Genomic DNA, 21,367 nt, shown 5'->3' with positions numbered 1-21,367 from the left:
TGAATTCAGGAAGGGCCATTATGCGACAACTCTTTATCTGCTTGATGCTCATGCTGTCGATCACCGCGCACGCCAACGATGCCGACCGGCTCAGGCAAGCCGCTTTCCCGCCGCAGTTCGAGGGGCTGGTGCTGAAAAACCAGGCGGTGCTCAATTATCTCTGGGCGGATGTGTACGCGGCTGCGCTGTATGCGCCAGCGGATTCGAGCGCAAGGCAAGCCTGGGACCAGCAGAAAGCGCTGCGCCTGGAGCTCTATTACTTTCGCGACATTGACCGCAATGATGTGATCAAGGCGGCCACGGCCACGCTGGAGCGCCAGCAGGCCAGCGCCCGGTTAAAACCGGAGCTTGATAAGTTGCACGCCAGTTTTCGCAATATCAGCAGCGGCGACCGCTATGCACTGGATGTTCGACCTGGACGGGGTTTGAACCTGGAGATTAATGGCAAGGTGGTGTTCAGCAGTCGCGATGAGGCGCTGGCGAAGGCCTACCTGGGCATCTGGCTGGCGCCCAAAGGCTTGTCCGACAGCCTGCGCAGCGCGTTACTCAATTGAGGAGGATATTGACTGCCCCACCGCTATCGGGAGCAAGCCCCCTCCCACATTTTGACTGTGTGAATGCAGTCGAAATGTGGGAGGGGGCTTGCTCCCGATGAGGCCATTACAGACACCAGAAAAACCATCAGCCATAAAAAAGCCCCGAACCAGTCGGGGCCTTTTCATTTCAACACAGGCTTAACGCGGAAACGCCGGCGGGTTGACCCCGGCCATGTCTTCCATCACGCGCACCACCTGGCAGCTGTAGCCGAACTCGTTGTCGTACCACACATACAGCACAACGCGGTTGTCCTGGCTGATGGTCGCCTCGGCATCCACCACACCGGCGTGGCGCGAGCCCACGAAGTCGGTGGACACCACTTCCTGCGAGTTAACGTAGTCGATCTGCTTGTGCAGATCCGAGTGCAGCGCCATGTAGCGCAGGTACTCGTTCATTTCTTCACGGCTGGCGGCAGTCTCAAGGTTGAGGTTGAGAATGGCCATCGACACGTTCGGCGTCGGCACGCGGATCGCGTTGCCGGTCAGCTTGCCGGCCAGCTCAGGCAGGGCCTTGGCTGCAGCGGTGGCGGCGCCGGTTTCGGTGATGACCATGTTCAGCGCAGCGCTGCGGCCACGGCGGTCGCCCTTGTGGAAGTTGTCGATCAGGTTCTGGTCGTTGGTGTAAGAGTGAACGGTCTCGACGTGGCCGTTAACGATGCCGAACTTGTCGTTCACCGCCTTGAGCACCGGCACGATGGCGTTGGTGGTGCAGGACGCAGCGGAGACAATCTTGTCCTCAGCGGTGATCTCGCCATGGTTGATGCCGTGCACGATGTTCTTCAGCTTGCCCTTGCCGGGCGCAGTCAATACAACGCGGTCGATACCCGGGCAGGCCAGGTGCTGGCCCAGGCCTTCGGCGTCACGCCATACGCCGGTGTTGTCCACCAGCAGGGCATCCTTGATGCCGTACTGGGTGTAATCCACCTCGGACGGGTTCTTCGCGTAGATCACCTGGATCAGGTTACCGTTGGCGGTGATGGTGCTGTTTTCTTCATCGATGACGATGGTGCCGTTGAACGGACCGTGCACCGAATCGCGACGCAGCAGGCTGGCGCGCTTGGTCAGGTCGTTGTCGGCACCTTTGCGCACCACGATGGCCCGCAGGCGCAGGCCGTCACCGCCGCCGGTTTTTTCGATGAGGATGCGCGCCAGCAGGCGACCGATCCGACCGAAACCGTACAGCACAACGTCGGTGCCCTTGCGGGCGGCAGCGCTTTGCTGACCAACCACGTCGGCCATTTCTTCACGCACGAACTGCTCGGCGCTGCGGCCGGCGCCTTCCTTGCGGAATTTGTAGGCCAGTTTGCCGAGGTCGACCGAGGCCGCGCCGAGCTTGAGCTCGCTCATGGCCTTGAGCAGCGGGAATGTTTCGTGGACGGAGAGTTCGCTGTCGTCGGCGGAACGGTGACGCGCAAAGCGGTGGGCTTTGAGAATCGCGATGACAGACTGGTTGATCAGGCTGCGGCCATAGATCGAGCTCACCACATTGTTATTGCGGTACAGCTGACCGATAAGCGGGATCATCGCTTCTGCGAGTGCTTCACGGTCGATCCATTCACCAAGACACTGGTCGGGCTTCTGAGTCACGGGAACCTTCCACATGTAGGGGCTGAAAAAAGGGGCTACATTATGTCGTCCGAGTGCGCGATGAGCAATGCGCCAGGGCGAACAAAAACCCCTTGCAAAAAACCACCACCCCGCCACAGCCCTTGAAATACGCGGGTTCCAGAAGGCCACCAGTGGCACGCCACGGCCGACTTGTCCGTAACCCTCCGAAATATCCGTCGTTTTTGGCACTACATATTGAGTCAAAACCGAGCATTGTTTGTCTTAGCCACTACATTTCCCGAAAACCGCATCAGGCACAGTCAGCAACTGACAGGCGGCACCTCTGGCCGTTACAATTACCGACTTTGTCGCAACGCTTGGAGCTCAACCTTCCGTGCCCGTCCTGCGTCTACCGCTCCTCCCTGCCGCGGCAGGTAAACAGCACTGGGGCAACCTGCCCGGTGCCGCCCTGAGCCTGGCCATTGCCGAGGCTGCCAGCGCTGCCAAGCGCTTTACCCTGCTGCTCACCGCAGACAGCCAGAGTGCCGAGCGGCTGGAGCAGGAGCTGAGCTTCTTCGCGCCGGATTTGCCGGTGCTGCATTTTCCCGACTGGGAAACCCTGCCCTACGATTTGTTCTCGCCGCATCAGGACATCATTTCCCAGCGCATCGCCAGCCTGTACCGCCTGCCGGAACTGGCTCACGGCGTGCTGGTTGTTCCGATCACCACCGCCCTGCACCGCCTGGCGCCGACCAAGTTCCTGCTGGGCAGCAGCCTGGTGCTGGACATCGGCCAGAAGCTCGACGTGGAACAGATGCGCACGCGCCTGGAAGCCAGCGGCTACCGTTGCGTCGACACGGTGTACGAGCACGGTGAATTCGCCGTGCGCGGCGCGCTGATCGACCTGTTTCCCATGGGCAGCAAGTTGCCGTACCGCATCGACCTGTTCGATGACGAAATCGAGACGCTGCGCACCTTCGACCCGGAAAACCAGCGCTCCATCGACAAAGTCGACTCGGTCAAGCTGTTGCCGGCCCGGGAATTCCCGCTGCAGAAGGACGCGGTCACGCGCTTCAAGGCGCGCTTTCGCGAACGCTTCGACGTCGACTTCCGCCGCTGCCCGATCTTCCAGGACCTGAGCAGCGGGATTACCCCGGCCGGTATCGAGTACTACCTGCCGCTGTTCTTCGACGAAACCTCCACGCTGTTCGACTACTTGCCCCAGGACACCCAGGTGTTCTCGCTGCCGGGTATCGAGCAGGCGGCGGAAAACTTCTGGAACGATGTGCGCAACCGCTACGAAGAGCGCCGCGTCGACCCTTCCCGCCCGCTGTTGCCGCCCGCCGAGCTGTTCCTGCCGGTGGAAGACTGCTTCGCCCGCCTGAAAAACTGGCCGCGCGTCGTCGCCAGCCAGCAGGACGTGGACGCCGGCAGTGGCCGCGAGCGCTTCCCCGCCGCGACCCTGCCGGACCTGTCGATCCAGGCCAAAGCCACACAACCGTTGGAAGCGCTGTCCAACTTCCTCGGCGACTTCCCGGGCCGCGTGCTGTTTACCGCTGAGTCCGCCGGGCGCCGCGAAGTGCTGCTGGAGCTGTTGGAGCGCCTCAAGCTGCGGCCAAAAACTGTCGATAGCTGGCCGGACTTCGTCAACAGCAAGGAGCGCCTGGCGATCACCATTGCGCCGCTCGATGAAGGCTTGCTGCTGGACGACCCGGCGCTGGCGCTGATCGCCGAAAGCCCACTGTTCGGCCAGCGCGTGATGCAGCGTCGCCGCCGCGAAAAACGCGCCGACCACAACAACGACGCGGTGATCAAGAACCTCACCGAGCTGCGTGAAGGCGCACCGGTGGTGCATATCGACCACGGCGTGGGCCGCTACCTCGGTCTGCAGACCCTGGAGATCGACAATCAGGCCGCCGAATTCCTCACCATGGAATACGCCGAGGGCGCCAAGCTCTATGTGCCGGTGGCCAGCCTGCACCTGATCGCACGCTATACCGGCAGCGACGACGCGCTGGCGCCGTTGCACCGCCTCGGCTCCGAGACCTGGCAGAAAGCCAAGCGCAAGGCCGCAGAACAGGTGCGCGACGTGGCGGCCGAACTGCTCGATATCTACGCACGACGTGCCGCGCGCGAGGGCTATGCGTTCGCCGACCCCAAGGCCGACTACGCCACCTTCAGCGCCGGATTTGCCTTCGAAGAAACCCCGGACCAGCAAACCACCATCGAAGCCGTGCGCGCCGACATGCTCGCGCCCAAGCCGATGGACCGCCTGGTGTGCGGCGACGTGGGCTTCGGCAAGACCGAGGTGGCAATGCGCGCGGCGTTCATTGCCGTGCACGGCGGTCGCCAGGTCGCCATTCTGGTGCCGACCACCCTGCTCGCCCAGCAGCACTACAACAGCTTTCGCGACCGCTTTGCCGACTGGCCGGTGAGTGTGGAAGTGATGAGCCGCTTCAAGTCGGCCAGGGAAGTCAACGCCGCCATCGCCGACCTGGCCGAGGGCAAAATCGATATCGTCATCGGCACGCACAAGCTGCTGTCGGACGATGTGAAGATCAAGAACCTGGGCCTGGTGATCATCGACGAAGAGCACCGCTTCGGCGTGCGTCAGAAAGAACAGCTCAAGGCCCTGCGCAGTGAAGTCGACATTCTCACCCTCACCGCCACGCCGATTCCGCGCACGCTGAACATGGCGGTGTCGGGCATGCGCGACCTGTCCATCATCGCCACGCCGCCGGCGCGCCGGCTGTCGGTGCGCACCTTCGTGATGGAGCAGAACAAAAGCACGGTCAAGGAAGCGCTGCTGCGTGAACTGCTGCGCGGCGGCCAGGTGTACTACCTGCACAACGATGTGAAGACCATCGAGAAATGCGCCGCCGACCTCGCCGAACTGGTGCCGGAAGCGCGCATCGCCATCGGCCACGGGCAGATGCGCGAACGCGAACTCGAACAGGTAATGAGCGACTTCTACCACAAGCGTTTCAACGTGCTGATCGCCTCGACCATCATCGAGACCGGCATCGACGTACCGAGCGCCAACACCATCATCATCGAGCGTGCCGACAAGTTCGGCCTGGCCCAGTTGCACCAGTTGCGCGGCAGGGTCGGGCGCAGTCACCACCAGGCGTACGCCTACCTGCTCACGCCGCCGCGCCAGCAGATCACCGCCGATGCGGAAAAGCGCCTGGAAGCCATCGCCAACACCCAGGACCTGGGCGCCGGCTTTGTGCTGGCCACCAACGACCTCGAAATCCGTGGTGCCGGCGAGTTGCTGGGCGACGGCCAGAGCGGGCAGATCCAGGCCGTGGGCTTCACGCTTTATATGGAGATGCTGGAGCGCGCGGTCAAAGCCATCCGCAAGGGCGAGCAACCCAACCTCGACCAACCGTTGGGCGGCGGCCCGGAGATCAACCTGCGCCTGCCGGCGTTGATTCCCGAAGACTACCTGCCGGATGTGCACGCGCGGCTGATCCTGTACAAGCGCATCGCTTCGGCCACCGACGAAGAAGGCCTCAAGGATCTGCAGGTCGAGATGATCGACCGCTTCGGCCTGTTGCCCGACCCGACCAAAAACCTGGTGCGTCTGACCCTGCTCAAATTGCAGGCCGAGCAGTTGGGCATCAAGAAGGTCGACGCCGGGCCGCAGGGTGGGCGCATCGAGTTTGAAGCGCAGACGCCGGTGGACCCGTTGGTACTGATCAAGCTGATCCAGGGCCAGCCCAACCGCTACAAATTCGAAGGGGCGACGTTGTTCAAATTCATGGTGCCGATGGAACGCCCGGAAGAACGCTTCAATACCCTGGAGGCGCTGTTTGAGCGCCTCATTCCGAAATCTGCATGAAGGACGCCCCCATGCGCCTGTTCCGCATCTTGAGCCTGTTGCTGGTGGTCGTGGCGCCTGCGGCATTTGCCGACAGCCCCTACCAGGTCGAAATGATCCTGGTGCGCCAGAACGCGGAACCGATGATCAACAGCCGCCCCGCCCCGGAAGACTGGGACGCCGGCGCACCGCGCCTGGGCGAGCGGATGAGCCCGCCGCGCCTGGGCACCATCGTCGACAAGCTGCGCGCCGACTCAAGCTACACGGTGTTGGCGCACAAGGCCTGGGAGCAGAACCTCGGTGAGCAACCGGTAAACATCGCGATCACCGACGGCGCCGAACAGTTCGGCCAGTTCCCCCTCCAGGGCGTGCTGCGCCTGCAACTGGGGCGCTTTACCGATATCGACGCGGACTTCTGGATCAACCAGTTCGACGCCAACGGCAGCGTGATCGCCAGCGAACACCTGGCCCAGAAAGACGTGCGCACCAAGAACAACCAGCTCAACTACCTGGACGGCGGCCACCTGGCGCTGCTGATCAAGATCACCTCGCTGACCGCCAAGCCCCCCAGTGCGCCACCGCCGGGCCTTCAGGACTGATCCTGCGCCATGTCCCTGACGCCGTCTCTGACCAAACCCCTGGCCCCCTCGTGGGCCAACCGCTTCAAGGAGCAAAGCCTGGAGCGCGGGCGGCGGTATGCGCTGGAAAACCGCGTGCGCATCGTCGAATCCGGCGACAGCACCATCGTCGCCAGTTGCGAGGGCTCGGGCGGCAACGTCTATCGCCAGACCATCTCGTTGCGCGAGTCGGCCAAGGGCATGCTGATCCTGGTGGACAGCCGCTGCACCTGCCCGGTCCACACCAACTGCAAACACATCGCGGCGGTGTTGCTCAAGGTCCAGGAAACCCTGGCCTACCCGGCGGCGGTGCAGGACGCCGAGCTGCTGGGTAAATTGCAGGCAGTGCTCGACAACCGCGTGGTGCTGCCGCAGGTGGTGATGGAGGATGTGCTGCCGCTACCGCGTCTGTGGCTGGCCAGTGTCGAGTTCAGCGCGTTCGAACCGCGCAACGGCAAGATGCAGCGTTATATCCAGCACCGTGCAGCGTTGTCGTTCAACTACCTGGGCAACTACGTCAGCGGGCAGAAAAACGCCGACATCATCGTGCGCCAGGAAACCCGGAGCCTGCGCATCAAACGCCACCCGGAGCTTGAGCAATCGTATCGCGAGCGCCTGCGCCAGCTCGGTTTCAAGATCGCCACGCGCCAGAGCAAGGCGTTGCCTGAGAGCGCTGGCGAACTGTTCGAAATGGTCAACGACAGCGCCTGGCTGAACTTCACCCTCAATGCATCGCCAGGCTTGCACGCCGAAGGCTGGGAGCTGCAGATCGATGAGGATTTCGGCTTCGACCTGAGCCCGGTGGACGACTGGTACGCCAGCGTCGACGAAGCGCCGGAGCGCGACTGGTTCGACCTGGAGCTGGGCATCATCGTCAACGGCGAACGCCTGAGCCTGCTGCCGATCCTGCTGAACCTGATGCGCTCCCACACCGAAATTCTCAACCCGGAGAAACTGGCGCGGCGCCGCGATGAAGAGCTGATTCTGGTGAATATCCCCGGCCTGCCCAACGGCCACGGACCGCTGCAGGTGGCGCTGCCGTACGGTCGACTCAAACCAGTGCTGGCCACCCTCGGCGAGTTCTATCTGCAGGAGCCGGGCACCACCACGTTGCGCCTGGCCAAGGCCGACGCGATTCGCTTGAACCCGTTGCAAGACCTGCCGCTGCAATGGGAAGGCGGCGAAAAGATCCGCAACTTTGCCCAGCGCCTGCGTGACATCAAGGACTTCACCTGCGTCGCGCCCCTAGGCTTGAATGCGACGCTGCGCCCCTACCAGCTGGAGGGACTGAGCTGGATGCAGTCGCTGCGCCAGCTGGACGTGGGCGGGATTCTGGCGGATGACATGGGCCTGGGCAAAACCCTGCAAACCCTGGCGCATATCCTTACGGAGAAAGCTGCCGGGCGCCTGGACCGGCCCTGCATGGTGGTGATGCCGACCAGCCTGATTCCCAACTGGCTCGACGAAGCGGCGCATTTCACGCCGCAACTCAAGGTGCTGGCGCTGTACGGCGCCGGACGCAAGAAACACTTCGCGCCGTCGAAGGATCAGAGCCTGCAGGACTACGACCTGCTGCTGACCACCTATGCGCTGCTGCCCAAGGACATCGAACAGCTCGCCGCCCTGCCCTTGCACGTGCTGATCCTCGATGAAGCGCAGTACATCAAGAACCCCAACAGCAAGGCGGCCCAGGCGGCACGCGAGCTGAATGCACGCCAGCGCCTGTGCCTGAGCGGTACGCCGCTGGAAAACCACCTGGGCGAGTTGTGGTCGTTGTTCCACTTCCTGCTGCCGGGCTGGCTGGGGGACGTCAAAAGCTTCAATCGTGATTACCGCGTGCCCATCGAAAAGCGCGCCAGTGAGGTGCGCTTGCAGCATCTCAACGGTCGGATCAAACCCTTCCTGTTGCGGCGCACCAAGGAACAGGTGGCCACCGAATTGCCGCCCAAGACCGAGATCATTCATTGGGTCGATCTCAACGAGGCGCAGCGCGACGTGTACGAAACCATGCGTCTGGCCATGGACAAGAAAGTCCGTGACGAGATCACCCGCAAGGGCGTGGCGCGCAGCCAGATCATCATCCTCGAGGCGCTGCTGAAGTTGCGCCAGGTGTGCTGTGACCTGCGCCTGGTCAACGACGCCAGCCTGCCCGCCCATGGCAGCAGCTCGGGCAAGCTCGACAGCCTGATGCAGATGCTGGATGAGTTGTTTGCCGAGGGGCGCAGGGTGCTGCTGTTCTCGCAATTCACTTCGATGCTGAGCCTGATCGAAGTGGAGCTGCAACAGCGCGGGATCGCCTATGCCTTGCTCACTGGCCAGACCCGGGACCGGCGCACGCCGGTCAAGGACTTCCAGAGCGGCAAGTTGCAGATATTCCTGATCAGCCTCAAGGCCGGCGGCGTGGGGTTGAACCTGACCGAGGCCGACACCGTGATCCACTACGATCCGTGGTGGAACCCGGCCACCGAAAACCAGGCCACCGACCGCGCATACCGCATCGGGCAAGAGAAGCCGGTGTTCGTGTACAAGATGATTGCGCGGGGCACGGTGGAGGAGAAAATCCAGCACCTGCAGAAGGAAAAGTCGGATTTGGCGGCGGGTGTACTGGACGGCCGTACCACCGGGGATTGGCAGTTGGGCAATGACGATATTGAGGCATTGTTTGCGCCGTTGCCCAACAAGCAGGAAAAGCGTTGACCGGATAGAGAGGTTCTGTGGCGAGCGGGCTAGCCCCGCGTTGGGCTGCGAAGCAGCCCCAAAATCAGGCTCCGCGCAGTGTCAGATAGGCCGGGTTTTCCTTGATTGGGGGCGCTGCGCACCCCAACGCGGGGCAAGCCCGCTCGCCACAGAGGCATTCGGTGCTCAGCTTGGAAGTTCTTCACCGGGGTGCGTCGGTCCAGGGTTTCTGCTGCATGCGCTGCGCAAGGATCAGCACGCTCCAGCGCTGGGGCTGCAACATCTCTTGTCACTCGATCAACTGCGCGTCCCGCAGCGCACCTAACGCCGCCATCCAACGCGGGTCCTGCTTGTAGTCCGTCGACGCAATTGCCTGGCCGCGCATCCGCGCAATGCGCGCAGAGGGCGTGACCTTCATCCGTTGCGCGGCGGTGAGTGCAAGCTCGGCGGCCGCGCGATCGTTGCACACCAGCCCCATGTCGCAGCCGGCGGTCAGCGCCGCTTCGATGCGACTGGCGGCGTCGCCGACCACATGGGCGCCGGCCATGGACAGGTCATCGCTGAAAATCACCCCGTCAAATTGCAACTCGCCACGCAGGATGTCCTGCAACCAGCGACGCGAAAAGCCGGCCGGCTGGGCGTCAACCTGCGGGTAGATAACGTGCGCCGGCATCACCGCTGCCAATTGCCGACTCAGGCGCGCGAAAGGCACCAGGTCGTTGGCGCGAATCTGCTCCAGGCTGCGTTCGTCATTGGGAATGGCAACGTGGGAATCCGCCTCGGCCCACCCGTGGCCGGGGAAGTGTTTACCGGTGGCGGCCATACCGGCGCTGTTCATGCCGCGAATAAAGGCACCGGCGAGTAAAGAGGCGCGCTCGGGGTCGCCCTCGAAGGAGCGGGTGCCCACCACGGCGCTGCGCTGGTAGTCCAGGTCCAGCACCGGAGCGAAGCTGAGGTCCAGGTCAACCGCCAGCACTTCAGTGGCCATGATCCAGCCGCACTGTTCGGCCAGGTAGTCGGCGTTGGGGTTGTCCGCCAGCGCACGCATGGCCGGCAGGCGTACAAACCCCTGGCGCAGGCGCTGTACGCGACCGCCCTCCTGATCGACCGCCAAAAGCAGGTCCGGACGCACCGCGCGTATTGCTGCGCTCAGCTCGCGCACCTGACGCGGATGCTCGATATTGCGCGCAAAAATGATCAGACCGCCTACCTCAGGCTGGCGCAACAAGTGGCGATCCTCGGCCGTCAGCCATGTGCCGGCAACGTCGACCATCAAAGAACCTTGCAGGGCAGCAGTCATAAACCTTCCTTTAATAACGCGCACAACCCGTCGCCCTCACCAGGTACGGTGAGCACGACGGGTTGCGAGTAAATAGCTGAAATCGGCATGGCGGCTACTTTAGCGGATGCAAGCAGCCACGCACACCCGCAGCGGTCAAACCTTGGCGGGCACGGGTGCAGTTTTGCTGCGTGGGCGCAGTTGGGCGTCAGCCATGGCGGGGTCGGTGACGCCGGTTTCGGCGCGCATGCCAGCAGCCAGGAACGGCACCATCAGGCGCATCACTTGCTCGATGGACGTGTTGACGCCGAAATCGGTCTCGGCAATCGCACGCAGCGCCTTGATCCCGGACATGCTGAACGCGGCCGCGCCCAACATGAAATGCACGCGCCAGAACAGTTCGATCGGCGGAATGCGCGGAGCGGCTTCGTTGACCAGCAACATGTAGCGACGGAACACCTTGCCATACATGTCTTCAAGATAACGACGCAGGTGGCCCTGACTCTGGCTGAACGCCAGGCCCAGCAAGCGCATGAAGATCGACAGGTCGTTTCCGCTGCGCGGTTGAACCACCAGGGCCTGCTCGACGAGCATCTCCAGCAGGTCTTCCAGACTCGGCTTGTGGTCGGCCTTGGCCTGGCGGCGCTCCAGCTCGCGGTCGAGGCTGGCGCAGAACGGCCCCAGAAAGCGCGAAAACACCGCCTGGATCAAGGCCTTTTTCGAGCCGAAATGGTAGTTCACTGCGGCCAGGTTAACCCCGGCCTTGCTGGTGATCAGGCGCAATGAAGTTTCGGCGAATCCTTTTTCCGCGAACAATTGCTCGGCGGCATCGAGAATGCGTTCAACGGTTTCCGACTGGGCCATGGCTACTCCGCCTGACAAACACTTGTTTGAAACATACGTTTCAAGGTATGTCTTGTCAAGCCTGTGAGTTCGTTTTCCGGCCGGGCAGTCACCTTTTTCACCGGTATTTAATCACATCCTTGACGATGCGTAGGCAGCGCTATCTCTGCCTTGTGGGGAGCCTGCCGGATGACCGTCCAGCGGAGGTGCGGAAAAGGATGATTGCCAAGCGCAGTTCACTGTATATAATCCCAGTCACTGTATAAAAAGACAGAGCGATCAACATGCTAAAACTGACGCCACGCCAAGCTGAGATTCTGGCTTTTATCAAGCGCTGCCTCGATGACAACGGCTACCCGCCGACGCGAGCGGAAATTGCGCTGGAGCTGGGGTTCAAATCCCCCAATGCCGCTGAAGAACACCTCAAGGCCCTCGCCCGCAAAGGCGCGATCGAGATGACCCCAGGCGCTTCACGGGGAATCCGCATCCCCGGCTTTGAAGCCAAGGCCGACGAGTCGACCCTGCCGATCATTGGCCGAGTTGCTGCCGGTGCGCCGATCCTTGCGCAGCAGCACGTCGAGGAATCCTGCAACATCAATCCAACTTTCTTTCACCCTCGCGCCGATTACCTGTTGCGGGTACATGGCATGAGCATGAAGGACGTGGGCATTTTCGACGGCGACCTGCTGGCAGTGCACACCACCCGCGAAGCGCGTAACGGCCAGATCGTCGTCGCCCGTATCGGCGATGAAGTGACGGTCAAGCGCTTCAAGCGTGAAGGCAGCAAGGTCTGGCTGCTGGTCGAGAACCCTGAGTTCGCCCCGATTGAAGTGAACCTGAAAGATCAGGACCTGGTGATCGAAGGCTTGAGTGTCGGCGTCATACGCCGCTAGGAGGCATCATGCAGTTCATGCACACCCCACAACAGGCACAACTGTCGCTGTTTGAGGCCTTCATGGCTCAACCACTTGCGCCGCTGCTCAAGGAAACGGTCGAGGCCCCGTGGGGGTCCGAGGCCGAGGCGTTCAGTGAATTGTCGTTGCGCGGTGCTGCCGGGAACTGCCTGAGCCTGCTGGCGCCGATCCTTCGGGAATTGAGCGAGGAGCAGGACGCGCGCTGGTTGACGCTGATCGCCCCGCCCGCCAGCCTTACTCAGGCCTGGCTGCGGGACGCCGGCCTTAATCGCGAGCGCATCCTGTTGCTGCAGCCACGCGGCCTGCAAAGCGCCCAGCAGTTAACCTGCGAAGCATTGCGCCTGGGCCGTAGCCATACAGTGGTGAGCTGGTTAAATCCTTTGAATCCGACAACCAAACAGCAACTGATCAGTGCTGCTCGCATGGGCGATGCGCAGAGTTTGAATATTCGACTGGGGTAAACAGGGTTTTTGTGGCACGCGGGCTTGCCACAAAAACCCATTCAGCCTTGGCAGTGATTCAGTGAAGCACCTTCGGGCCATCGTCTTTCTCCGGCTCACCTTCCGCCAGGCGACCGGCCATCTGCACACCCACGCTCAACATGGCTTTTGCCACTTCCACGTGCTGGCCTTGCAGGAACACCTTGGCGTCCTCGGAAAAGTCCAGAATAACCAGAGAACCTTCGTCCTCAGCCCGGCGCAGTTCGATGCGGCCGTCAGGCAGTTCAACAATTTCCAGAAAGGACGTCGGCATAAAAATCTGTTCTCCACGAAAGGCCGGGATTATATCAGTCATCCACCCGGCGTCGCTGTGGAACTGAAGAGGTTTCTTTACGGCTTGATGAATGGCGCTTTAGCGCAAAAGCATGAGCTATTTCAGGCAACCACACACCTGTGGCAAGCCCGCTAGACACAAAAAACCGCTAGCCAAAGAAACTCCAGTTTGCTGCGCGACGGCGCTGGAATCTCCCACAGCTTTGATCTGTGAGCATCAGTGATCCCGCTTCAGCACTCGTTCAAACCTTCGCGAAAGCGCAACGCCAGCTTTTTCAGCTCCTGGCGCCAGCTTTCCAATTCCTCACGGCTCAACGGCTTGGGCTCATCGTCTTCCAGCGAAATCGCCACAATCAACGGCTGTGTCACATCGCCTTTGGGCACATGGGGCACTCGCGGCGGCTGGAACATGTCGGCATGGGCCTTGAGCAGGCGCGCTATCCAGCTGTCCGGGCTCTGAGCCATTTCCACCAACTCGGCCAGCTCGGGAATAGCCATGCTTTGCAGCACTTCGCGGGTCATGATCAATTCCGCACGGGGCGCACCGGCCTGCGGCAGGCGGTAGTACCCGGCGATTTCATGGCACAGCCCCAGCAACGCACCATACAGATGAAACAAGGCTGCTTCCCGCCCGGCCTGGGTCAGCGCGATAGCGTTCATCTCTTTGCCTAGCTCGGCACGGCCGAGGGCTTCCAGGGACAAACCCGCGAAGTAAATTTTCTGGTTGGTACGGGTATAGAGTTCGTTGGCCATGACGGCAATCTCCACAACGAATAAGCCTGATGCTGACAGTGTGGGAGCAAACTCGCTCCTACAAAAAGCAAAAGCCGTCTATACAGACGGCTTTCAACCTTAACAGACTAGTGAATCAAGCGCCCTGGCGCTTGTCCTCCACCTTCCACTTGCCACCGTCGTAGAAGGCTTTCCAGCCAGTCGGCTTGCCGTCCACTTCGGTCTGCACGTACTGCTCCTTGGTTTTTCGGCTGTAGCGGATCACGGCTGGGCGACCATCCGGGTCCTTCTTCGGCGCTTCACACAGGAAGTGGTACTTGGGATCGATTTCGTCCTTGTGCGGTACGATTTCCAGCACCAGCGGCGCACGGGTCTCGCGGTTTTTCGGGAACTGGCTGGCAGCCAGGAACAGCCCCGACGCACCATCGCGCAAAATATAGGTGTCGTTGACCTTCTCGCACTTGAGCTCGGGCATCTTCACCGGATCCATTTTCGGTGGCGCAGCATCACCGCTTTTGAGCAGTTTGCGGGTGTTCTTGCAGGTCGGGTTGGTGCAACCGAAGAACTTGCCGAAACGGCCGGTCTTGAGCTGCATTTCACTGCCGCACTTGTCACATTCCAGGCTCGGGCCTTCATAGCCCTTGATGCGGTAGGTGCCCTCTTCGATCTCGTAACCGTTGCAATCCGGGTTGTTACCGCAGATGTGCAGCTTGTGCTTCTCGTCCAGCAGGTAAGCGTCCATCGCCGTGCTGCAGATCGGGCAGCGATGCTTGCCACGCAGCACCAGCGACTCGGACTCACCCTCGTCATCGGCGGCGATTTCATCGCCCGGCACCAGGTTGACGGTGGCCTTGCAGCGCTCCTTGGGCGGCAGGCTGTAGCCCGAGCAGCCGAGGAACACGCCGGTGGACGCGGTACGAATCTGCATCGGCCGGCCGCAGGTCAGGCATGGAATGTCGGTCATCACCGGCTGATTGGCGCGCATGCCGGTGTCAGGGCTTTCAGCCACTTCGAGCTTCTTCTTGAAGTCGCCGTAGAACTCGTCCAGCACGTTTTTCCAGTCGCGCTCGCCCTGGGCCACGTCATCGAGGTTCTCTTCCATACCGGCGGTAAAGCCGTAGTCCATCAGGTTGGAGAAACTCTCGGACAGACGCTCGGTAACGATATCGCCCATCTTTTCCGAGTAGAAGCGACGGTTGTGCAGCGCCACGTAGCCACGGTCCTGGATGGTAGAGATGATCGCCGCGTAGGTCGAAGGACGACCGATGCCACGTTTTTCCATCTCTTTCACCAGGCTGGCTTCCGAGTAACGAGCCGGTGGCTTGGTGAAGTGCTGGGACGGGTCGAGCTTGATCAGCTTCAGCGTGTCGCCCTGGGCCATGTCCGGCAGTACATCGTCATCGCCCGGTTTGGCGATTTGCGGCATCACGCGGGTGTAGCCATCGAACTTGAGGATACGGCCCTTGGCACGCAGCTCGAAGTCGCCGGCACCCACGCTCACCGTGGTGGACAGGTACTGCGCCGGCAGCATCTGGCACGCCAGGAACTGGCGCCAGATCAGCTCGTACAGACGCTCGGCGTCGCGTTCCATGCCGCTCAGCTTGCTCGGCTCAGTGTTGGCATCGGAAGGACGAATCGCTTCGTGAGCCTCCTGGGCGCCTTCCTTGCTGCTGTAGACGTTTGGCTTCTCCGGCAGGTACTTCTTGCCGAATTCGCTTTCGATATAGGTACGCGCCATTGCCACCGCGTCCTGGGACAGGTTGGTGGAGTCGGTACGCATATAGGTGATGTAGCCCGCTTCGTACAGACGCTGGGCCATCATCATGGTTTTCTTCACACCGAAGCCCAGGCGGTTGCTCGCGGCCTGTTGCAGGGTGGAGGTGATGAACGGCGCGGACGGCTTGCTGCTGGTCGGCTTGTCTTCACGCTTGACGATGCTGTAGCTGGAGGCCTTGAGCTTCTCCAGCGCGGCCATGGCCTGGGCTTCGTTCAGCGGTTTGAACGCCTCGCCTTTCTCGCGGGCCACTTCAAAGCGCACATTGTTGCCCTTGGCGGTGCCGAGGTCCGCGTGGACTTCCCAGTACTCTTCGGGGTTGAACGCACGAATCTCGCGCTCACGTTCCACCACCAGCTTGACCGCTACCGATTGCACCCGACCGGCAGACAGGCCACGGGCAATCTTTGCCCACAGCAGTGGCGAAACCATGTAACCCACTACGCGGTCGAGGAAACGACGCGCCTGCTGGGCGTTGACACGGTCGATGTCCAGCTCGCCCGGTTTGGAAAACGCTTCCTGGATGGCTTTCTTGGTGATTTCGTTGAACACCACCCGCTTGTAGCGGGAGTCGTCACCACCGATGGCTTCGCGCAGGTGCCAGGCAATGGCTTCCCCTTCGCGGTCCAAGTCCGTCGCGAGATAGATGGTGTCGGCATCCTTGGCGAGCCGGCGCAGCTCTTCGATGACCTTTTCCTTGCCCGGAAGGATTTCGTACTTGGCCTTCCAGCCATGATCCGGGTCCACACCCATGCGCGAGACCAGCTGCTTGCGCGCTTTCTCTTTTGGCGTGAGTACCGGACCTTCGCCCGCGGCGGCCTTGCCGCGCTTGGCGGCAGGCTCCTTGCTGGCGCTAGCCGAACCGCTGGTGGGCAGGTCTCGGATATGGCCGATACTCGACTTCACCACGTACTCGTTGCCCAAGTACTTGTTGATGGTCTTGGCCTTAGCCGGGGATTCCACAATGACCAGCGATTTGCCCATGGATCGGAAAATTCCTGAATTCGAGAAGTGAAAGGCAGTTGGCGCCTGACGCGGCAACGCTATATATAGTGGCAACAAGGTGAGGTCAAGCGCAGCATTCTGCGCGACCTGCCGTTATTGCCCTGAAAAAAGACTGGGTTCGGCCTGCACCAAAGCAAAGCGCGGGACCTGCTCGCCGTCAACTTCGACGGACTCCAGGAACATGCTCAAGGGACGCACCCAAAAGCCGTAATCGCCATACAGTGCTTGGTAAAACACTACTTGTTCTTCGGTTTCGGAGTGTCGCGCCACACTGAAAACACGGTATTGCGGACCTTTATAATGCTGGTAGAGCCCTGGTTCGACTTTCATGCTGCGGCCCCCTCACAAAATTCGTTAAAAAAAATATTACAAAACGCCAAAAAACAAAAACCGGGGCACTGGGCCCCGGCGTTCCGCCAAACAACGCTTAGACGCGTTCGAAGACGGTGGAGATGCCTTGGCCAAGACCAATGCACATGGTTGCAACACCCAGGTTGCCGCCATTTTGCTTCATCACGTTGAGCAAAGTACCGGAGATACGTGCACCGGAGCAACCAAACGGATGACCCAGGGCAATTGCGCCGCCGTGCAGGTTAACCTTCTCGTTCATCTTGTCGAGCACTTTCAAATCTTTCAGCACCGGCAGGGCCTGTGCGGCGAAAGCTTCGTTGAGCTCGAAGAAGTCGATATCGGCGATGGTCAGGCCTGCGCGCTTCAAGGCTTTTTGCGTGGCCGGAACCGGACCATAGCCCATGATCGCCGGGTCAACCCCCGCCACAGCCATGGAACGAATCACCGCCATCGGCTGGATACCCAGGTCCTGGGCACGCTGCGCCGACATCACGATCATGCACGAGGCACCGTCGGTGATTTGCGACGACGTACCGGCCGTCACGGTGCCGCCCTTCGGATTGAAGGCTGGCTTCAAGGCCGCCAGGCTTTCCAGGGTGGTATCCGGACGAATGGTTTCGTCGTAGTCGAACAGTTTGAGGAAACCGTTCTCGTCGTAGCCGTTCATAGGGATGATTTCATCCTTGAACTTGCCTTCCACGGTCGCCTTGTGGGCGAGCTGGTGGGAACGCAGGCCAAACGCGTCCTGGGCTTCACGGGTGATGCCGTGCATCTTGCCGAGCATTTCTGCGGTGAGGCCCATCATGCCCGACGCTTTTGCCGCGTACAGCGACATGTGCGGGTTGGGATCGACGCCGTGCATCATGCTCACATGGCCCATGTGCTCCACGCCACCGACCACGAACACATCACCGTTGCCGGTCATGATCGCCTGCGCGGCGGTGTGCAGCGCGCTCATCGACGAACCGCACAGGCGGCTCACGGTCTGGCCCGCTGCAGTGTGCGGGATCTGGGTCATCAACGACGCCATGCGTGCGATGTTCCAGCCCTGCTCCAGGGTCTGGTTGACGCAGCCCCAGATCACGTCTTCGACTTCGTTGGGGTCGACCTTGACGTTGCGCTCCAGCAACTTGCTGATCAGGTGCGCCGACATGTCCTCGGCGCGGGTGTTGCGGTGCATGCCGCCCTTGGAGCGACCCATCGGGGTGCGGCCGAAGTCGACAATCACGACGTCTCTTGGATTCAAGCTCATAAATAGTCTCGCTCTAATGTCCGGGGGCGCTTAACCGAAGAAGCTCTGGCCATTTTTGGCCATTTCACGCAGCTTCGCGGTCGGGTGGTACAGCGGGCCCAGATCAGCGTATTTGTCAGCCAGGGCAACGAACTCGGCCACACCGATCGAGTCGATGTAACGTAGCGCACCGCCACGGAACGGAGGGAAACCAATACCGTACACCAGGCCCATGTCGGCCTCAGCGGCGGTTTCGACGATGCCGTCTTCCAGGCAGCGCACGGTTTCCAGGCACAGGGCGATCATCATCCAGTTGACGATGTCCTCGTCGGACACCTCACGCTGCTCATAGATGACCGGCGCCAGCACTTCGTGCACCGACGGGTCGGCCACTTTCTTCTGCTTGCCCTTCTTGTCGGCCTCGTAGGCGTAGAAACCCTTGCCGTTCTTCTGGCCCAGGCGCTTGGCCTCGTACAGTGCGTCGATCGCCGAACGGCGGTCGTCTTTCATGCGGTCCGGGAAGCCTTCAGCCATCACGTCGCGACCGTGGTGGCCGGTGTCGATGCCGACCACATCCATCAGGTACGCCGGGCCCATGGGCCAGCCGAATTTTTCCATTACCTTGTCGATGCGCACAAAGTCCACGCCGGCGCTGACCAGCTTGGCGAAACCGCCAAAGTAGGGGAACAGCACGCGGTTGACCAGAAAGCCCGGGCAGTCGTTGACTACAATCGGATTCTTGCCCATTTTCTTGGCGTAGGCCACGGTGGTGGCAACGGCCAGCTCGCTGGACTTCTCGCCACGGATCACTTCCACCAGCGGCATCATGTGTACCGGGTTGAAGAAGTGCATGCCGACAAAGTTTTCCGGGCGCTTGAGGGCCTGAGCCAGCAGCGTGATGGAAATGGTCGAGGTGTTGGAGGCCAGGATGGTGTCGTCCTTGACCTGGGCTTCCACTTCGGCCAGTACGGCCTGCTTGACCTTCGGGTTTTCGACGACAGCTTCGACCACCAGATCCACATGACCGAAGTCACCGTAGGACAGCGTAGGACGAATGCCGTTAAGCACTTCAGCCATTTTCGCCGCGGTCATGCGACCTTTGTCCACGCGGCCGACCAGCAGCTTGGCGGCTTCCGCCAGGCCTTGCTCGATACCGTGCTCGTTGATGTCCTTCATCAGGATCGGCGTGCCCTTGGACGCCGACTGATAGGCGATACCGCCGCCCATGATCCCGGCGCCGAGTACGGCAGCCTGTTTCACGTCTTTGGCGATCTCGTCGTAGGCCTTGGCTTTTTTCTTCAGTTCCTGATCGTTCAGGAACAGGCCGATCAGGCTCTGAGCTGCCGAAGTCTTCGCCAGTTTGACGAAGCCCGCCGCTTCCACTTCCAGGGCCTTGTCGCGACCGAAGTTAGCCGCCTTCTGAATGGTCTTGATCGCTTCAACCGGCGCCGGGTAGTTAGGGCCGGCCTGACCCGCCACGAAACCCTTGGCGGTTTCGAACGACATCATTTGCTCGATGGCGTTGAGCTTGAGCTTTTCCAGCTTTGGCTGACGCTTGGCCTTGTAGTCAAATTCGCCGCTGATGGCGCCCTTGATCAGGTTCAGCGCAGCTTCAGCCAGCTTGTCCGGGGCAACCACGGCATCGACGGCACCGACTTTCAGTGCGTCTTCAGCGTTGTTTTCCTTACCGGCGGCGATCCACTCGATGGCGTTGTCGGCACCGATCAGGCGCGGCAGGCGCACGGTGCCGCCAAAGCCCGGGTAGATGCCCAGCTTGACTTCGGGCAGGCCGACTTTGGCAGTCGCCGACATCACGCGAAAGTCTGCAGCCAGGCACATTTCCAGGCCGCCGCCCAGCGCGATGCCGTTGATCGCGGCAACGGTGGGTACGTTGAGGTCTTCGAAATCGCTGAAAATCTTGTTGGCTTCGAGGTTGCCGGCCACAAGCTCCGCATCGGGCAGCTTGAAGTTGTCGACGAATTCGGTGATGTCAGCGCCGACGATGAACACGTCCTTGCCGCTGGAGACGATCACGCCCTTGACTGAAGCATCCGCTTTGATGGTGTCTACGGCCTGACGCAGTTCGTTCAGGGTTAGACGGTTGAACTTGTTGACGGACTCACCCTTGAGGTCGAATTTCAATTCGACGATGCCACTTTCAAGAGCCTTAACCGTGATGGCTTTACCTTCGTAAATCATCAACTGATCTCCACGATATGGAAGCTGAACAGTACACACTGGACGCTGGCCTAGGGTTGGACATTGAGGTTTTGCTCGATGTTCACGCCCATCCGCCAGGCACACCCGCCAATGCGATAGTCGGGGTTATGTATGAAGCATCTGACAGACAAACGCTCAATTCATACGCCCGTTTGATTTGGGTACGCCACCTTCATCCAATTCCAGGCAATTGTCAATCGCTCCAAAGGCTAGGGAAAACGCGACTTTCCAGTCATTTCAGGAACCACAACCCTAGCCCCGCCTAGAGGAAATATTCAATTATTCACTGAATCAATAATGCCGGGATCATGAAAAGGGCTGTACAGAATGGGTAAGCCCGCTAGGCTAGCGAGTACCTTACTGCGCCAGGATGAACATCCGACGCGACAAACAGCATTACCGGCCTGCCTGGCCAACTCCAGCCCGATGATGAATGTCGGGCTTTTTATTGCGCGGCTTTCAGGCCAAGGCCTTGAGCAGCGCGTCGATGTCTCTGAGTACACTCGCCTCGCCCTTTTCGCCCCAGTAAACGGCGATCATCTGCTTGTCCGCTTCGATCTTGTAGACATTGGCCGGCAGCGTTGCAAAATGCGACAGCAAAGCCTCGTCCCCGCACACCTCGCGCCACTGGTTGACCCATACACCGGGCTCCAGCTGCCAGTAGCTCCACAGCGCCGGCGCAGTGCCGCGTCGTGGCCGGCAATACTGCGCGCAGGGGCTAGGCGGCTCGTGTTTGAGCCAGTGCGGCCATTCCTGCGGCGCCAGTTGCATGGCCAGGCCGATGCGTCGCGCCTCCATGCGCAGGGCCATGCGGCCGCTCTGCTGGCGCGACGGGCGCAGCCACGCCAGGGGGCTAAGAACCACCAGAAGGATTGACACCACTATCCAGACCGTCATATGAAGTACCCCCGAATTTCCAGATGAGCGGATTTGATCTGACGCAACCGCATCCGCTTGAAAGCAGCCATACTGAAGTTATTGCAGT

At 61.0% G+C, this 21,367-nt stretch carries 16 protein-coding genes; 6 read left to right on the top strand and 10 right to left on the bottom strand.

Features of this window, described 5'->3' with window-relative positions:
• The first annotated feature begins 20 nt into the window (after positions 1-20).
• Positions 21-554 (top strand): chalcone isomerase family protein, encoded by a 534-nt coding sequence (locus VRB54_RS07035; RefSeq protein WP_338480114.1) that lies wholly within the window; start codon positions 21-23, stop codon positions 552-554.
• Positions 555-734: 180 nt separating this feature from the next.
• Here the strand turns inward: VRB54_RS07035 and VRB54_RS07030 are convergent, their stop codons facing one another.
• Positions 735-2,198: a glyceraldehyde-3-phosphate dehydrogenase gene (locus VRB54_RS07030; protein WP_338480112.1), complete on the bottom strand. Its 1,464-nt coding sequence runs from the start codon at positions 2,196-2,198 to the stop codon at positions 735-737.
• 340 nt (positions 2,199-2,538) lie between these two features.
• On the opposite strand from VRB54_RS07030, the gene mfd reads away from it, so the two are divergent.
• The 3 genes from mfd to VRB54_RS07015 are packed head-to-tail and all read left to right on the top strand — an operon-like array spanning position 2,539 to position 9,281.
• Positions 2,539-5,988 carry a transcription-repair coupling factor gene (gene mfd, locus VRB54_RS07025; protein WP_338480111.1) on the top strand — a complete coding sequence of 1,150 codons (3,450 nt, stop codon included), beginning with the start codon at positions 2,539-2,541 and terminating at the stop codon, positions 5,986-5,988.
• Positions 5,989-5,999: 11 nt separating this feature from the next.
• Positions 6,000-6,566, top strand: coding sequence for a CsiV family protein (locus VRB54_RS07020; protein WP_338480110.1), 567 nt, complete (start codon positions 6,000-6,002; stop codon positions 6,564-6,566).
• 9 nt (positions 6,567-6,575) lie between these two features.
• Complete coding sequence (locus tag VRB54_RS07015) at positions 6,576-9,281, top strand: DEAD/DEAH box helicase (RefSeq protein WP_338480108.1); 2,706 nt, start codon at positions 6,576-6,578, stop codon at positions 9,279-9,281.
• 268 nt (positions 9,282-9,549) lie between these two features.
• Here VRB54_RS07015 and nagZ read toward each other — a convergent pair whose 3' ends face one another.
• A complete protein-coding gene (gene nagZ, locus VRB54_RS07010; protein WP_338480107.1) occupies positions 9,550-10,560 on the bottom strand; it encodes a beta-N-acetylhexosaminidase in 1,011 nt (336 codons plus the stop codon).
• A gap of 135 nt (positions 10,561-10,695) precedes the next feature.
• On the bottom strand, positions 10,696-11,403 hold the full coding sequence (locus VRB54_RS07005; protein ID WP_003234056.1) for a TetR/AcrR family transcriptional regulator: 708 nt from the start codon (positions 11,401-11,403) through the stop codon (positions 10,696-10,698).
• A 263-nt stretch (positions 11,404-11,666) separates the two neighbouring features.
• Between VRB54_RS07005 and lexA the strand changes: the two genes are divergently transcribed.
• Together lexA and sulA are read left to right on the top strand one after the other, a co-directional pair.
• Positions 11,667-12,275: a transcriptional repressor LexA gene (gene lexA, locus VRB54_RS07000; protein WP_338480106.1), complete on the top strand. Its 609-nt coding sequence runs from the start codon at positions 11,667-11,669 to the stop codon at positions 12,273-12,275.
• An 8-nt stretch (positions 12,276-12,283) separates the two neighbouring features.
• Positions 12,284-12,757 (top strand): SOS-induced cell division inhibitor SulA, encoded by a 474-nt coding sequence (gene sulA / locus VRB54_RS06995; protein ID WP_209990116.1) that lies wholly within the window; start codon positions 12,284-12,286, stop codon positions 12,755-12,757.
• 58 nt (positions 12,758-12,815) lie between these two features.
• On the opposite strand, the gene VRB54_RS06990 is transcribed toward sulA, so the two are convergent.
• The 7 genes from VRB54_RS06990 to VRB54_RS06960 form a co-directional block, all read right to left on the bottom strand.
• The gene (locus VRB54_RS06990; RefSeq protein WP_209990112.1) at positions 12,816-13,049 is read right to left on the bottom strand and encodes a hypothetical protein; all 234 of its coding nucleotides are present in this window, start codon (positions 13,047-13,049) and stop codon (positions 12,816-12,818) included.
• 251 nt (positions 13,050-13,300) lie between these two features.
• On the bottom strand, positions 13,301-13,822 hold the full coding sequence (locus tag VRB54_RS06985; protein WP_338480103.1) for a DUF6586 family protein: 522 nt from the start codon (positions 13,820-13,822) through the stop codon (positions 13,301-13,303).
• A 115-nt stretch (positions 13,823-13,937) separates the two neighbouring features.
• Positions 13,938-16,559, bottom strand: a complete 2,622-nt coding sequence (gene topA, locus VRB54_RS06980) for a type I DNA topoisomerase (RefSeq protein WP_338480101.1) — start codon at positions 16,557-16,559, stop codon at positions 13,938-13,940.
• A 114-nt stretch (positions 16,560-16,673) separates the two neighbouring features.
• Positions 16,674-16,910, bottom strand: coding sequence for a DUF1653 domain-containing protein (locus VRB54_RS06975; RefSeq protein WP_338480099.1), 237 nt, complete (start codon positions 16,908-16,910; stop codon positions 16,674-16,676).
• A 97-nt stretch (positions 16,911-17,007) separates the two neighbouring features.
• Positions 17,008-18,183 (bottom strand): acetyl-CoA C-acyltransferase FadA, encoded by a 1,176-nt coding sequence (gene fadA, locus VRB54_RS06970; RefSeq protein ID WP_003234046.1) that lies wholly within the window; start codon positions 18,181-18,183, stop codon positions 17,008-17,010.
• Between the two features lie 30 nt (positions 18,184-18,213).
• Entirely contained in the window at positions 18,214-20,361 is a 2,148-nt protein-coding gene (gene fadB / locus VRB54_RS06965) for a fatty acid oxidation complex subunit alpha FadB (protein ID WP_209990103.1), read from the bottom strand.
• Positions 20,362-20,841: 480 nt separating this feature from the next.
• Positions 20,842-21,279, bottom strand: coding sequence for a hypothetical protein (locus VRB54_RS06960; protein ID WP_338480097.1), 438 nt, complete (start codon positions 21,277-21,279; stop codon positions 20,842-20,844).
• Between the last annotated feature and the right edge of the window lie 88 nt (positions 21,280-21,367).

Source organism: Pseudomonas trivialis (assembly GCF_036864995.1).
Classification (GTDB): Bacteria; Pseudomonadota; Gammaproteobacteria; order Pseudomonadales; family Pseudomonadaceae; genus Aquipseudomonas; species Aquipseudomonas trivialis.
This window is presented reverse-complemented; position numbering and strand designations above follow the sequence as displayed.

Excerpts from the sequence above, each read along its gene's own strand:
- sulA (WP_209990116.1), top strand. The coding sequence starts at position 12,284 with ATGCAGTTCATGCACACCCCACAACAGGCACAACTGTCGCTGTTTGAG.
- VRB54_RS07035 (WP_338480114.1), top strand. The coding sequence starts at position 21 with ATGCGACAACTCTTTATCTGCTTGATGCTCATGCTGTCGATCACCGCG.
- nagZ (WP_338480107.1), bottom strand. The coding sequence starts at position 10,560 with ATGACTGCTGCCCTGCAAGGTTCTTTGATGGTCGACGTTGCCGGCACA.
- VRB54_RS07030 (WP_338480112.1), bottom strand. The coding sequence starts at position 2,198 with ATGTGGAAGGTTCCCGTGACTCAGAAGCCCGACCAGTGTCTTGGTGAA.
- fadB (WP_209990103.1), bottom strand. The coding sequence starts at position 20,361 with ATGATTTACGAAGGTAAAGCCATCACGGTTAAGGCTCTTGAAAGTGGC.
- VRB54_RS06960 (WP_338480097.1), bottom strand. The coding sequence starts at position 21,279 with ATGACGGTCTGGATAGTGGTGTCAATCCTTCTGGTGGTTCTTAGCCCC.
- VRB54_RS07020 (WP_338480110.1), top strand. The coding sequence starts at position 6,000 with ATGCGCCTGTTCCGCATCTTGAGCCTGTTGCTGGTGGTCGTGGCGCCT.
- lexA (WP_338480106.1), top strand. The coding sequence starts at position 11,667 with ATGCTAAAACTGACGCCACGCCAAGCTGAGATTCTGGCTTTTATCAAG.
- VRB54_RS06990 (WP_209990112.1), bottom strand. The coding sequence starts at position 13,049 with ATGCCGACGTCCTTTCTGGAAATTGTTGAACTGCCTGACGGCCGCATC.
- VRB54_RS07015 (WP_338480108.1), top strand. The coding sequence starts at position 6,576 with ATGTCCCTGACGCCGTCTCTGACCAAACCCCTGGCCCCCTCGTGGGCC.
- VRB54_RS06985 (WP_338480103.1), bottom strand. The coding sequence starts at position 13,822 with ATGGCCAACGAACTCTATACCCGTACCAACCAGAAAATTTACTTCGCG.
- VRB54_RS06975 (WP_338480099.1), bottom strand. The coding sequence starts at position 16,910 with ATGAAAGTCGAACCAGGGCTCTACCAGCATTATAAAGGTCCGCAATAC.
- topA (WP_338480101.1), bottom strand. The coding sequence starts at position 16,559 with ATGGGCAAATCGCTGGTCATTGTGGAATCCCCGGCTAAGGCCAAGACC.
- fadA (WP_003234046.1), bottom strand. The coding sequence starts at position 18,183 with ATGAGCTTGAATCCAAGAGACGTCGTGATTGTCGACTTCGGCCGCACC.
- VRB54_RS07005 (WP_003234056.1), bottom strand. The coding sequence starts at position 11,403 with ATGGCCCAGTCGGAAACCGTTGAACGCATTCTCGATGCCGCCGAGCAA.